Genomic DNA, 14,184 nt, shown 5'->3' on the forward strand with positions numbered 1-14,184 from the left:
CAAGACTGACGTCCTGATCACCATGAAAATCCAACGCCGGCGTTAATCAACGTATGGCTGGCAGATGTTGTGCTTACGCCCAATTTGATGACGGTGTTTTGATTCACCCGAGCACTTGCACCAATCGCAAGCGCTGTGTATCCGGCGTAACTTCCCATCCCCGCACCCAACGCGAATGTCTTGCCATAATCTACTTGTGGTATGCCAGCCAGCGCTCCCGCCATCGCCACCCCGCTGTAGGCGATACGTTGAACATTGCCGACCTGATTTTGAACGTTAGTCAATTGCGATACATTCACAGCATCGGTCGGATTGACGCCAGCGGCCACGTTGGTGATACGGCGCTCACTGCCAGGAGCACCTACAGACACCGTATTGTCCTGATCGGCTATGGAACCGGCACCCAGCGCTACGGAATTGGTGCCGGTTGCTTGCGCCCCTGCCCCCATCGCCACCGAGTTATTGCCGGCGGCAAGCGAGTTATAGCCAATTGCCACAGTAGGATCACCGGTGGCCTGGGCGTTATAGCCGAGCGCCACCGCACCCGCCGAGGAGGCCAGCGCGCGGAAACCAACCGCGGTGGTATTGGTAGCGGTCGCTTGCGCGTTGGAGCCAAGCGCTGTGGCGCCATCTTTAGTCGCTTGCGCACACAGGCCTGTTCCAGTTGCATCAATGCCATTGACGGTGGTACAGGTCGATGGTGTAACCGTCTTCACGACAGCACCATTGGTGCCGAGGGTCTGGACTGTGCCGTCGCCGTTAGAACCACCCATGATGGTTCCACCCAGCATGGCGCCATTCGCGGCAGCAGCATTCGACGCATCTGCCAACGGCTTCAGCGCTGCATTTCCAGCGGCCACAGCCACCAGGCCAGTTGACAGAGAGCCAATTTGATTTAGCCCCGTCGACAAGGACGACAATCCCGTCGATAACGACGTTACGTTGCTGTTGGTGCTGCTCAAACCGGTGGACAACGAAGAAATACCACTTGCCGCAGTGCTCAAACCGGTCGACGTCGATGTCGACAGCGACGTGACGTTACTGCTAATCGTGCTCAGGCCAGTTGAAGTTGCTGTCGACAGCGATGACACATTGCTGTTGGTGCTACTCAAACCAGTCGACAGCGAAGCGATCCCGGTCGACGTAGAGGTCGACAGCGACGTCACGTTGCTGTTAGTCGTGCTCAAGCCTGTCGACAAGGAAGCGATGCCGCTTGTCGCCGTACTCAGGCCGCTCGAAGTCGATGTCGACAGAGATGACAACTGACTGAAATTGACCGCATCTGTTGGCTTCACACCAGCCGCAACGTTAGTCAACGTCACCGGTGTAGTTGCGCCGACTCCACCCAATGTAACGCTGGTGTGACCAGGATTGTCGTACTGAACTGAATTTGCAACACCAGTAGACAAGGACGCAAACCCCGTCGATGTCGACGTCGACAATGAAGTCAAATTGCTATTCGTTGTGTTCAGGCCAGTGGACAGCGAACCGATGTTGCTGGCGTTGGTGCTGATACCGGTCGAGGTTGAAGTCGACAACGACGTTATGTTGCTGTTGGTGGTGCTCAGGCCAGTGGACAGCGAGCCAATGTTGCTGGCATTGGTGCTGATCCCTGTCGATGTCGACGTCGACAGCGACGTCACGTTGCTGTTGGTCGTGCTCAAGCCGGTGGACAGCGAACCGATGTTGCTAGCGTTGGTGCTGATGCCGGTCGAGGTCGACGTGGACAACGACGTCACATTGCTGTTGGTCGTGCTCAAGCCAGTGGACAACGAACCGATGTTGCTGGCGTTGGTGCTGATACCGGTTGAGGTCGACGTCGACAGCGATGTCACATTGCTGTTGGTCGTACTCAGGCCGGTCGACAACGAACCAATGTTGCTGGCGTTGGTGCTGATCCCGGTCGAGGTTGACGTCGACAACGACGTTACGTTGCTATTAGTCGTGCTCAGCCCCGTCGACAGCGAACCGATGTTGCTGGCGTTGGTGCTGATCCCTGTCGAGGCAGAAGTCGACAGCGATGTCACATTGCTATTGGTCGTACTCAGGCCGGTCGACAAGGAACCGATATTGCTGGCGTTAGTGCTGATCCCTGTCGAGGTCGAGGTCGACAACGAAGTCACATTGCTGTTGGTCGTGCTCAGGCCAGTCGACAGCGAACCGATGTTGCTGGCGTTGGTGCTGATCCCTGTCGACGTCGACGTCGACAGCGAAGTCACATTGCTGTTGGTGGTGCTCAGGCCAGTGGACAACGAACCAATGTTGCTGGCGTTGGTGCTGATGCCAGTCGAGGTCGAGGTCGATAGCGAAGTCACATTGCTGTTGGTCGTGCTTAGACCAGTCGACAGCGAACCAATGTTGCTGGCGTTGGTGCTGATGCCGGTCGAGGCCGACGTCGACAACGACGTGACGTTGCTGTTGGTGGTGCTCAGGCCAGTCGACAGCGAGCCGATGTTGCTGGCGTTGGTGCTGATCCCTGTCGACGTTGACGTCGACAGGGAGGTCACGTTGCTGTTGGTCGTGCTCAGGCCAGTCGACAACGAACCGATATTGCTGGCGTTGGTGCTGATCCCGGTCGATGCCGAAGTCGACAACGACGTCACGTTGCTGTTGGTCGTGCTCAGGCTAGTGGACAACGAACCAATGTTGCTGGCGTTGGTGCTGATCCCGGTCGAGGTTGAAGTCGACAACGACGTTACGTTGCTGTTGGTGGTGCTCAGGCCGGTCGACAACGAACCAATGTTGCTGGCGTTGGTGCTGATCCCTGTCGACGTTGACGTCGACAGCGAGGTCACGTTGCTGTTGGTCGTGCTCAGGCCGGTCGACAACGAATCGATATTGCTGGCGTTGGTGCTGATGCCAGTCGACGTCGAAGTCGACAGCGAAGTCACGTTGCTGTTGGTCGTGCTCAGGCCGGTGGACAGCGAACCAATGTTGCTGGCGTTGGTGCTGATCCCGGTTGAGGTCGACGTCGACAGCGAAGTCACATTGCTGTTGGTCGTGCTCAGACCAGTCGACAACGATCCAATTTGCGTAGTGACCGAACCCACAGACGACGACAGCGATGTCAAATTACTGTTGGTCGTGCTCAAACCAGTCGACAAGGAGCCGATGTTGCTGGCGTTGGTGCTGATACCAGTTGACGTCGAAGTCGACAGCGACGTCACGTTGCTGTTGGTCGTGCTCAAACCTGTCGACAGCGAACCGATGTTGCTGGCGTTGGTGCTGATACCAGTCGAGGTCGACGTTGACAAAGATGATAACTGGCTGAAATTGACCGCATCTGTTGGGTTCACGCCAGCCGCAACGTTAGTCAACGTCACCGGTGTAGTTGCGCCGACTCCGCCCAATGTAACGCTGGTGTGACCAGGATTATCGTACTGAACTGAATTTGCAACACCAGTAGACAAGGACGCAAACCCCGTCGATGTCGACGTCGACAGTGAAGTCAAATTGCTATTCGTTGTGTTCAGGCCAGTGGACAGCGAACCGATGTTGCTGGCGTTGGTGCTGATCCCGGTCGAGGTTGAAGTCGACAACGACGTTACGTTGCTGTTGGTCGTGCTCAGGCCGGTCAACAACGAACCGATGTTGCTGGCGTTGGTGCTGATCCCGGTCGAGGTTGAAGTCGACAACGACGTTACGTTGCTGTTGGTCGTGCTCAGGCCGGTCGACAACGAACCGATGTTGCTGGCGTTGGTGCTGATCCCTGTCGACGTTGACGTCGACAGCGAGGTCACGTTGCTGTTTGTCGTGCTCAGGCCAGTCGACAACGAACCGATATTGCTGACGTTGGTGCTGATCCCTGTCGAGGTCGACGTGGACAACGACGTCACGTTGCTGTTGGTCGTGCTCAGACCAGTGGACAAGGAACCGATATTGCTGGCGTTGGTGCTGATACCGGTCGAGGTTGACGTGGACAACGACGTCACGTTGCTATTGGTCGTGCTCAGACCAGTCGACAGTGAACCGATGTTACTGGCGTTGGTGCTGATGCCAGTCGATGTCGAGGTCGACAGCGAGGTCACGTTGCTGTTGGTTGTGCTCAGCCCCGTCGACAGCGAACCAATGTTGCTGGCGTTGGTGCTGATGCCGGTTGAGGTCGACGTCGACAACGATGTTACGTTGCTATTGGTGGTGCTCAAGCCGGTCGACAGCGAACCGATGTTGCTGGCGTTGGTGCTGATGCCCGTCGAGGTCGAGGTCGACAGCGACGTTACGTTGCTGTTGGTGGTGCTCAACCCCGTTGACAAGGAACCGATATTGCTGGCGTTGGTGCTGATGCCTGTCGAGGTCGACGTGGACAACGACGTCACATTGCTATTGGTCGTGCTCAGGCCTGTGGACAAGGAACCAATGTTGCTGGCGTTGGTGCTGATGCCGGTTGAGGTCGAGGTCGACAACGATGTTACGTTGCTATTGGTGGTGCTCAAGCCGGTCGACAGCGAACCGATATTGCTGGCGTTGGTGCTGATGCCCGTCGAGGTCGAGGTCGACAGCGACGTTACGTTGCTGTTGGTGGTGCTCAACCCCGTTGACAAGGAACCGATATTGCTGGCGTTGGTGCTGATGCCTGTCGAGGTCGACGTGGACAACGACGTCACATTGCTATTGGTCGTGCTCAGACCAGTGGACAAGGAACCGATATTGCTGGCGTTGGTGCTGATACCGGTCGAGGTTGACGTGGACAACGACGTCACGTTGCTATTGGTCGTGCTCAGACCAGTCGACAGTGAACCGATGTTACTGGCGTTGGTGCTGATGCCAGTCGATGTCGAGGTCGACAGCGAGGTCACGTTGCTGTTGGTTGTGCTCAGCCCCGTCGACAGCGAACCAATGTTGCTGGCGTTGGTGCTGATACCGGTCGAGGTCGAGGTCGACAGCGACGTTACGTTGCTGTTGGTTGTGCTCAACCCCGTTGACAAGGAACCGATATTGCTGGCGTTGGTGCTGATGCCGGTTGAGGTCGACGTCGAGAGCGACGTCACGTTGCTGTTCGTTGTACTCAGGCCAGTCGACAACGACGCGATGCCGGTTGAGGCAGACGTCGACAAGGAAGTCACGTTGCTATTCGTTGTGCTCAGACCAGTCGACAGCGAGGTAATGCCGGTCGACGCCGAGGTCGACAACGAAGTTACATTGCTGTTGGTCGTACTCAAGCCAGTCGAAGTTGAAGTCGACAGCGAGGACACGTTGCTATTGGTGGTGCTCAGACCAGCCGACAACGAACCGATATTGCTGGCGGTCGTGCTGATCCCGGTCGACGTGGACGTCGACAACGACGACACATTGCTGTTGGTGGTACTCAGGCCAGTCGACAGCGAACCGATATTGCTGGCGTTGGTGCTGATCCCTGTCGATGTTGACGTCGACAGCGAGGTTACGTTGCTGTTGGTGGTGCTCAGGCCAGTCGACAGCGAACCGATATTGCTGGCGTTAGTGCTGATGCCAGTCGATGTCGAGGTCGACAGCGAGGTCACGTTGCTGTTGGTTGTGCTCAGCCCCGTCGACAGCGAACCAATGTTGCTGGCGTTGGTGCTGATACCGGTCGAGGTCGAGGTCGACAGCGACGTCACGTTGCTATTGGTCGTGCTCAAGCCAGTCGACAACGACGCGATGCCGGTTGAGGCAGACGTCGACAAGGAAGTCACGTTGCTATTCGTTGTGCTCAGACCAGTCGACAGTGAGGTAATGCCGGTCGAGGCCGAGGTCGACAACGAAGTTACATTGCTGTTGGTCGTACTCAAGCCAGTCGAAGTTGAAGTCGACAACGAAGTTAGTTGGCCAAAATTTACTCCATCAGTTGCTACCGTACCGGCGGCGACATTTGTAAGTTTATTCCCGGCTAGGCTGGCACCGCTAGAAAACGTCGCAAGACCACTGCTAGAAAATGTCCCGGTCACAGCTGTGTTGCCTTTTAAATTTATACCTGATGGACCGTATAGCGTAATAGCTCCGGCGGCGTTATTCGCGTTGGAACCAACCCATACATATGCTAGACTGCCAGCGGTACCGGCACTAGCATTAGGGGACTCAGCAAGTATCAAGCCGGTATTAGTGGAGGCGGTACCACAGTTCCCTTCCGCCCCGGTGGAGACGGTAAATGCCCATTGCGCAGCGCTAGCGGTGGCTCCACCAAGCATAGAATATGCATTGGTGTTGGCGGCCGCACCAGGCTCTTGGCTGGTTCCCAAGCAATTACTCAGTGTACCGGCCCACGCTACGCCCCCACTTCCCAAAAAGAAGATAGATGCAATACCCCCAACAATCGGCCTCACAAGAAAGCCATGCCTCCGCGCCTCGAATAACTTGGCATCTCTTTGTCTAGAAATATCAGCCGCGCCCTTACTTTTACTCTTTGCAAGTTCACCAACAACACAATAATCACCTGTGATTTTGCTCCATATAACCCGATAAATCTTGTTCATTTTTACACTCCTGCGATACGCGCAATAAGATTGAAAATTAGACTCCGCCAGCCCCGAAAAATGGTGTTTTTGCTGGTGGCGACTCGATCCAATTTCCCTAAGAAATTGAACGTGCGACACGACGCTTACGGAGCTCCAAGGAGTTATTCCCAGGCGAATCACCCGTCGACGACGCTATGAATGGTTGGGAGTGTAGAGGGGATTTTTAGAAAAAAAAGAGGGCCAAACAATCATTAACTAAATGGCCGGCAAGCCGCCGGCATTCGTTGCTTTCCTGTTTGCAACCGCCGGAATTTCGCCGGCGTTCAACCGGTATCTGTTGCTTTCACTTCACATATCCTTGCTATAGTGATATGCGGCATCACACTGCTCCTACTGGAGACTCCGGAGTCAAAATAGTCCGGTGATCGATGCATACGTATAAAGGCTTTTTGTGGCAGATACGCAGGATAGATTCGTAAAAAAATAACTTTTTCAATAAAACAAAATCAACGTGCGGCTTCCCTTTTTATTTCCTCATAGTGTTTTCGTAATCCCAATGTCATTTCTGCCCATGCTCGACAATTAGAGGCGTTATGAATTTCGACTTCCGCAACTTCAGCAAGCGAAATGCCGGCGGGTTCACGGTCAGACTCGGCGGCAGGTCCGGCAGACTCGCCTGACCAGGCGGCATTGTAGAGGCGCACGAAGCCAGCATTAATAACAAAACGCTCGTTATCAACTTCTGTAATGTAGATCGGTAGCTGCTTACTCTGCATAGGGGCGATCACGACGGAAAAGTCGCTCCCCGAATCTTGCAGCGCCTGGACACTCTTTTTCAGCAGCTCATAGATGACCTTGTATTTCACCACCAACATGCCGGCGCGAATCGGTACCGCTTTCTCGCCATATTCATTCAGTAACACATCCAGAATCTGCTTTTTGACGGCCTGGGCATCATGGATACGGGCAATCTCCGCAGCGATCGTCAATCCGATGTCAAGAATGGCCGGAGTGACGAATACGATCCGATAAGAGTCGTCCGCGGACTTGATGGCGCGTACTATTTCTTGTTCGATGGCAGCGCACGTGGCGCCATCGGGTGGAACAAAGGAAACGAATAGCCGGTTGATATTGTCGAGACTTGGCCCACGTATCAATTCTTCAATCGTCTCATTCCAGATTGACAGAAATTTCAACCCGGAGATGTTGCGACGAACCAGGAAATCAAATTCGCCTAAATACACCGCCGCCTAGTCATAGGCCGACGGGTATTTGCACAGTTCGCGCAGCGTCACGATATCAATCGGCGCAGCGCCAGGGATCAACAACGAATCCATCGTTATCTTGATCTGACCGTCTTGCGGCGCAATGGCATAGTCCAGCACGAAACGGGCTGCCAGCATCCGGCCTGACATCGCCCGTGGCCTCATACACCGTCAGGGTCAGTACCTCGCCGACACTCGGCTGATAACCGACATAACCGGCGTAACCGAACACCACGAACAGGCGCCGGCATTCATCGCATTCCACATGAAATACCTTGTCGCCATTGGCAACATTCGTAAATTCGACACTGTAGATATACGGTGTGCCGGACGCATCTGCAATCGAAATACCGCTGATAAACCGACCATCGCTAGGTTGCGACACCTCGATTTTATAGAATGGTTGCGAAACGCTGACAGTATGCGCAATAGTACGTACCTGCTTTTGCAGCAACTCGGCATATCCCGCGCCATCGGCAGGCACCGTCACCGGTAAATCGGCGACATACATTCGCCCACTAGAATCGAGCAACCCACGGCCAGCGGCAATAGAAAACGGCGCCCCTGTAGGATTCTCAACCCGCACTCTCACTCGCGCGGGGATTGCCATCGGCATCAAGCCCTTCAACGAGGCATCAGCCAGTATCGTCGAATCCCTCACCTTGTCGAAGGGTTCCATGGCGCCGATCTCCAACTGCTGCGACATCATGGCCATCATTTGCGCGATCGCCGACTGTGCTTGCAGCAAACGCGGATCGCCCACCTGGTAAAGCGCCGCCAATTCGGGAAACTGCGATACCGAATTGACGATCACACGATCAAAATCCTCTTTTGAATAGGCCATATCAGCTGACGCGTTCCTGCCAGCCGGCCACATCAACAATCAATTCGCGGCGATCTGGCTCCGAATCTACATAGAAAACATTGACGGCGCCAGACGGCATAGCATCAAGCGCGAGTACATCGCCGCGCATTTTAACGATGAAGTCATCGCCGATGCCGGCCGCCATGGGGTTTTGTAGCAGCGACTGGGGATCAGCACCCGTAGTTCGAGCCGAGATAGCCATTGGGCGGCGTACCCAGCCAGTGGCTGACCATGGCTTGGATGTCTTGAGCGATAATGGAAGGTTTCATGGCGACGATGATAGAACCATCGCCATGATCAAAAGGTGGGGATTTTCCTCTTATTTAGCTATTTGAGCAGCTAAGGCACATGGGTCGTTTTTTGCTGCAATAGGTTGGGACATTTCCACTTGAAAATCGATAGATAGTTTGAATAAAACACAACAATAATTGACAATTAAATTGAAGCAATTTTGCTATAATTTAATCGTTAATTATTGCGCAGATCACGGAAAATGTTGTGGGTGACAGAAAATGATTAATTCATCAAGCCCACTTGCCGATATAGATCCATCATTTGCCGGGTTCGATGTAGACCGGGATGGATTTATTTCCTACAAGAAATCACTTCTCTTTTTACCTCCCAAGGAACGCGGAGCCTTTCGCCTGTTGTTGAGTGCCTGGCCGAAAGTGGTTTCAAAGGAGGATTTTTCAAAAAATGTTTGGGCCGGGCGCATGTCAGATGATGGTTTGGTGCGATGTATTACACGACTGCGCCGAGCCCTCTCTTATACCGGTGTAGTGCAAATCGATTCCTTTTATGGTCAAGGTTATCGCCTGGTGATTTTGTCGGATAAGGTGCGGCGACTATTCCTTGTCCCCGCGACGACTCCCTCCCCCGAAAAACCTGATGTGGTAAAGCCTCCTGCCGCATTAGTCGAGGCTTGCATCCATGCCCGGCAACTACTGGAAAATCGCTCGCAGGATGCATTTTCCCAAGCGGAGTCAATACTCAAAAATGTCATTTCAAAAGCTCCAGACTATATGCTTCCCAAGCTGTTGCTCGCACAATACGTAGCAGAGAGGGCATTTTTTGATGGGAATATACGGCGCTCGCAAATTGACGATGCCCTTAGCCAATTAAAATTAGTTCAAGATGCCGAACCCTATTTGCAAGGTCTGCAATCACAGAGAGGCTACCTCTATGATTGCAAATGGCATTTCGATGAAGCCAGGGTCGCGCACAAGCAAGCGCTACAAATGTCTCCGGACGATGATGTCGCCTATTATCGTTATGGCTTTCATCTAGTAAATACAAATGCGTCATCCGAAGCCATCCGTGTTATACAGTCTGCCGCTCAACTCAATCCTTTCTCGCCGAATATAGCTGTCGGACTAGTACGTGCCTACGCCTGTGCGAATATGGATCAAGCCGAAGTGCTTGCTCAGGCACGAAGCGCATATTCGTCTCATCCAAATAGTCCTACAGCTTATATAAATCTGCTCTATACGCTAGCTTGGATCGATCCACAGCCGGAATTGGCGCATGCCGCTCGTCATTTTGTGAAAAAAAATCGCTATGCGTACGCCCTCTCGTCGAGGGGCGTGGCATACATACTTGCGCGTTGCGGTGATCATGTAGGCGCTCTGGAAGTCATTGAAAAGTATGACAGCATTCATGGGATACATCTGGCGGCTTTAGTTGCAATGGGGATGATTGACGAAGCGATGATAAAAGTGAAAGCGGCAGCTGAAACCGGATTTGGCGTCTTACCGTTTTCACTGAGCGTTCCGGAATGTGCAGAGTTGAAACAGCATCCAGATTATCCTGAGGTGTACGCCAAAGTCTTTTCCCATATGCCTCCTGAATAAGAACAGCGCAACTAAAAAAGATTAATTTGTGTTGATTCGCATCGAAAACCGCGCCAACATTGGATCAGGTACGCATCTGCGGCAACACCAGTTAATGTTTGTCGACATCGATGTATGGCCATTCGGAATGCAGAATCGGGTGTTTCTTGAAACCCTTGACCCATGGCCGTGCTAGCCAGCTACGTATCCGGGTGGTTCTCAGCACCAAAGCCGAATCTGCTTCGATCTGGCGATTCATCTGCAGATAGATCGTATTTCGCTCAGGGCCTAGCGGCAGAGTAACGGCTTTGTCGTACAGCGCATTGTAGACCGGCGAATCATAGCAGCCGAGATTGTTCTGGCCAATGTTGGCACCATAGAGCAATTGCATGAAATTCTGCCCTTCCGGATAGGTCGCCGTCCAGCCGACGTTCCACAACATCAGCTTGCACTGGACGGCGGCTTTCACATTGTCGGCAAAATTATTTACGACGAACTCAGAGCGGATACCAATCTGGTCCAGGCCAAGCTTCCATAGCTCGGAAATTTCTTGAGAAGATGTTACTTGTTCGCGGGCTAATTTTAGCAGCAGAGGTTTGCCATCAGGCATGCTGCGATAGCCATCGGCACCGTGTTTGTAGCCGAAATAATCCAGCAGCTTGTTTGCTAGCACGGGATCGTAGGCGACGCTGCTGCGATAATTTGGATTGTAGCCAACCACACCTGGCGGAATAAACATTTCCAGCTTAGTGGCCTGACCATTATTCAGTAAATCAACTTCCCGCTTGTTGTCATACGCCATAACGATCGCGCGCCGTAGAGCAATCTTGTCGAGGCTATTGCCGCCTATGATCGGATCCCTGTAGTTCATGATCGTAAAGGAGGTGCTAGCGTCCACTATGCGTTGTAGCTGGATTCGTTGCCCGACGTATTCGGGCTTCAGTTTGTCTCCATCCAATACGGATGGCGCGGCCAGTTGCGGCATTTTATCGAAGTCGATCTGCTTACCCTGGAATGCCAGCCAGCGAGACTGTTCTTCTTCAATAATGTTGATTTCGACTCTTCCGACCTGTGGCATTCTCTTGCCTTGCATGTCTTTGATGATTTGTTTGTCGATGGCGTCGGTGGAAGTTTTGAAATCCCAGGTAAAGCCGCGATACTCGGGATTGGCGACTAAGATGATTTTGCTGCGTGGTACGTAGGTTTGCAGCATGTACGGGCCAGTTCCTACCGGATGCTGTCCGCTTTGCGCGCCGTAAGTCGTGATGACTTCCTGCGCCACCGCGCCAAAGGCGACATAGGCCATGATGTTGAGGAAGTTGTAGTCCTTAGAGTTCAAGGTAATACGCAAGGTATAACGATCTGGTGCCTGCAAACCGGCAACCGGGGCGTCGTAGCTGAAATGGCCGGATTTCTGGGCCTGCGCAGCCAAATCATCAAGGCCGACAATTTTCCCGGCGAGGAAACTTGCATGTACCGAGCGGCTTTGCGGATCGAGCACGCGCTTGAATGTGTATATATAGTCTTCGGCGGTGAGCTCTCTGCGCACACCCTTGAATGCCCGGTCGGGAGAGAAATAAATACCCTTTTTGATATGGAACGTATAGGTTTTGCCGTCTTCACTGATTTCCGGCATGACTTCCGCGGTTTCGGGCACCAGTTTGGCTGGCCGCGCCAAATAGTCATAAGTAAGCAAGGTTTCGTAGATGACCTCGCTGACGCTACCTGAATAGAAATTGGCGGTCCTGATCATGTCGAATCCATCGTCCGCGGCTTCAAAGCTCATCTTGATTACTTTCGACGGGTCAGCTGGATTGGTACCAGTGGCAACTCCGACGCTGCCCGCAAACGCCGCAACAAGCAACATTCTCCCGACCATTCCTCTTTTTAAACCAAGCAGACTTGAAAATTTACGACGCATTTTCTTTGCCTTTTGACTAGACTCCCTATTGATGCAGATCCGTCATTTGCTTGACGACTTCAATCTTGAATGCGTCTGCGCGCTGTTTCGCGCCTTAATTATAGGCTGAGGAGCGCCTATGATACTGGTGGCCATTCAGGACACTAAAATCTCAAAAGCTCATGGCTGAAATGCCCCGATGAAGATCGCTGGGTCCACTCGTGTTTCATTCAGGCTGATATTCCAGTGAAGATGCGGTCCGGTCGCACGTCCAGTAGAACCGACTTTGCCGACAAACTCCCCGCGAACCAACGACTGCCCGACCAGCACATCAATTTTCGACAAATGGCAAAACATACTGATAAAACCTTGCCCGTGATCGACATAGACCGTATTACCATTGAAAAAATAGTTGCCCACCAAGATCACTTTTCCATCTGCGGGTGTCTTTACTGGCGTGCCCGTCGGTACGGCAAAGTCAAGCCCAGAATGGGGATTGCGTTCTTCGCCATTAAAGAAACGGCGTACACCGAACTTGCTGGAGAGCGGACCGTTTACCGGTTTATCCAACAACACATTACTAGGTGTAACGGTATTGAATGTTCGATATCCCTGAATCAGCACCGCTCTCTCTGCCTCAATACGCTTTAGATCAGCGGATTCGGGATTGACCATTCGTTTGTTTTTCAAGGTAATGCGTTGTTCCGGGTATTTTTTGTTGGCAACGGTAAAGTTGAAATTGTGGCCATTTGAACTGATCTGCTGAATACCAGGTTTCACCGTAAGAGGAATACCTACAATTGCTAACCAATTGCTCTGCTCCTTGACCACCAGCACGGGCCTACTCTGGTAGCTGGCTTTCGGTATCTGGACAGCCCGGCCAAGATCAACCACTGCCACGCCGCCGGGCACCGGCTTGTTCAACTGCTGAGTGATTTTACTGTCAGCACAGGCGTTGAAGGCTAAGCAAAATAATATCAGGGAGCCTATAAAATGCATCATGAGTGATCCAGTGGAGAAAGGGGCATAAGTATCAGGCACTGCCGCATTCGGAATGCTAAGTGTGAAACGTTAGTGCTCCTGATAAGCTTATTTAGTGGCCAGAGAATCAGCCAATGCAGGTAATTCTTTCAAAAAGACGTCGCGTGACCGCACACCTGCTGTACCGGACTCCTTCTTATCGTCCTGGATCAGATGCGCAAAAACGAGGGGGCGCATACCTTTTGTAGTCCAGCCGACAAACCAGCCGTATGGACGACTCTCATCAAACTCCCCATTTTCCTTCCTTGGATAAGCCATCCCGGTCTTGCCCTGAACCTCCCAGCCACCGGACAGCGTAGTCTTTTCCACCACCTTAAGTGTCATGCTCATGGCATTCGGTGTCACGGACAACTCTCGGTTGAGCAACTTCTTCAGGAACGCGACCTGCTCCAAGGGTGAAATTTTTAATGAGGAGCTAATCCAGGCACGTTCAAGACCATTGTTTTTACCTGGGTCTCCTGAAAAATCGGCATTACCGTAGTCGAAGTCGCTTGCATATTTGTGCAGACGCGGCTCACCGAGGGAATGAGTTATCTGTTGCGAGAACCAGACAACTGAATATTTCAACCATCTCACGGCGTCCGTCGGCTGACGCCAGTTGTCACCGCCCCAATCCACATAGCCTTCGTGAAACGGTAAGGTCGGCGTATGTTCATCTTTCAAGAATCCAGCATCGAATCCCATCACGCTCAGAGCGATCTTGAATGTCGAGGCCGGTGTATATCGCTCGTTACAACTACCTTGTTGCAGTAGGACACTACCTGTCTTTGCATCGGCAACAACAGTACAAATCGTTTTGGCCTGAACCGAAACAACAAAAAGGCTTGACGCAAAAAATCCTGTCACTGCATATTGCAAATATTTCATAAATACC

Annotated in this window: 8 protein-coding genes and 1 pseudogene; 1 reads left to right on the plus strand and 8 read right to left on the minus strand. The window is 52.7% G+C overall.

Going from position 1 to position 14,184, the window contains the following annotated elements; genetic code table 11:
- Positions 1-17 precede the first annotated feature (17 nt).
- The 5 genes and pseudogenes from LT85_RS26620 to LT85_RS26625 all read right to left on the minus strand — a co-directional run bounded on the left by LT85_RS26620 (position 18) and on the right by LT85_RS26625 (position 8,685).
- Positions 18-6,143 carry a YadA-like family protein gene (locus LT85_RS26620; protein ID WP_437177299.1) on the minus strand — a complete coding sequence of 2,042 codons (6,126 nt, stop codon included), beginning with the start codon at positions 6,141-6,143 and terminating at the stop codon, positions 18-20.
- A gap of 234 nt (positions 6,144-6,377) precedes the next feature.
- Positions 6,378-6,428: pseudogene (locus tag LT85_RS27680) on the minus strand (ESPR-type extended signal peptide-containing protein); the annotation flags it as partial.
- Between the two features lie 488 nt (positions 6,429-6,916).
- Complete coding sequence (locus tag LT85_RS13915; RefSeq protein ID WP_038489707.1) at positions 6,917-7,654, minus strand: hypothetical protein; 738 nt, start codon at positions 7,652-7,654, stop codon at positions 6,917-6,919.
- 55 nt (positions 7,655-7,709) lie between these two features.
- On the minus strand, positions 7,710-8,519 hold the full coding sequence (locus tag LT85_RS13920; protein ID WP_038489709.1) for a hypothetical protein: 810 nt from the start codon (positions 8,517-8,519) through the stop codon (positions 7,710-7,712).
- 1 nt (position 8,520) lies between these two features.
- Complete coding sequence (locus LT85_RS26625) at positions 8,521-8,685, minus strand: hypothetical protein (protein ID WP_156117529.1); 165 nt, start codon at positions 8,683-8,685, stop codon at positions 8,521-8,523.
- A 367-nt stretch (positions 8,686-9,052) separates the two neighbouring features.
- On the opposite strand from LT85_RS26625, the gene LT85_RS13925 reads away from it, so the two are divergent.
- Positions 9,053-10,390: a tetratricopeptide repeat protein gene (locus tag LT85_RS13925; protein ID WP_038489712.1), complete on the plus strand. Its 1,338-nt coding sequence runs from the start codon at positions 9,053-9,055 to the stop codon at positions 10,388-10,390.
- A gap of 91 nt (positions 10,391-10,481) precedes the next feature.
- Here LT85_RS13925 and LT85_RS13930 read toward each other — a convergent pair whose 3' ends face one another.
- The 3 genes from LT85_RS13930 to blaOXA form a co-directional block, all read right to left on the minus strand.
- Positions 10,482-12,290, minus strand: a complete 1,809-nt coding sequence (locus LT85_RS13930) for an ABC transporter substrate-binding protein (protein WP_081992392.1) — start codon at positions 12,288-12,290, stop codon at positions 10,482-10,484.
- A 159-nt stretch (positions 12,291-12,449) separates the two neighbouring features.
- Positions 12,450-13,271 (minus strand): M23 family metallopeptidase, encoded by an 822-nt coding sequence (locus tag LT85_RS13935; RefSeq protein ID WP_038489718.1) that lies wholly within the window; start codon positions 13,269-13,271, stop codon positions 12,450-12,452.
- An 87-nt stretch (positions 13,272-13,358) separates the two neighbouring features.
- A complete protein-coding gene (gene blaOXA / locus LT85_RS13940) occupies positions 13,359-14,177 on the minus strand; it encodes a class D beta-lactamase (RefSeq protein WP_052135181.1) in 819 nt (272 codons plus the stop codon).
- Positions 14,178-14,184: the final 7 nt, after the last annotated feature.

The organism is Collimonas arenae (assembly GCF_000786695.1).
Taxonomy (GTDB): domain Bacteria; phylum Pseudomonadota; class Gammaproteobacteria; order Burkholderiales; family Burkholderiaceae_D; genus Collimonas; species Collimonas arenae_A.

What these genes read in the sequence shown, in the direction of transcription:
- LT85_RS26620 (WP_437177299.1), bottom strand. Translation starts at nt 6,143, where the DNA reads ATGCTTGGTGGAGCCACCGCTAGCGCTGCGCAATGGGCATTTACCGTC.
- LT85_RS13920 (WP_038489709.1), bottom strand. Translation starts at nt 8,519, where the DNA reads ATGGCCTATTCAAAAGAGGATTTTGATCGTGTGATCGTCAATTCGGTA.
- LT85_RS26625 (WP_156117529.1), bottom strand. Translation starts at nt 8,685, where the DNA reads ATGGCGGCCGGCATCGGCGATGACTTCATCGTTAAAATGCGCGGCGAT.
- LT85_RS13925 (WP_038489712.1), top strand. Translation starts at nt 9,053, where the DNA reads ATGATTAATTCATCAAGCCCACTTGCCGATATAGATCCATCATTTGCC.
- LT85_RS13930 (WP_081992392.1), bottom strand. Translation starts at nt 12,290, where the DNA reads ATGCGTCGTAAATTTTCAAGTCTGCTTGGTTTAAAAAGAGGAATGGTC.
- LT85_RS13935 (WP_038489718.1), bottom strand. Translation starts at nt 13,271, where the DNA reads ATGATGCATTTTATAGGCTCCCTGATATTATTTTGCTTAGCCTTCAAC.
- blaOXA (WP_052135181.1), bottom strand. Translation starts at nt 14,177, where the DNA reads ATGAAATATTTGCAATATGCAGTGACAGGATTTTTTGCGTCAAGCCTT.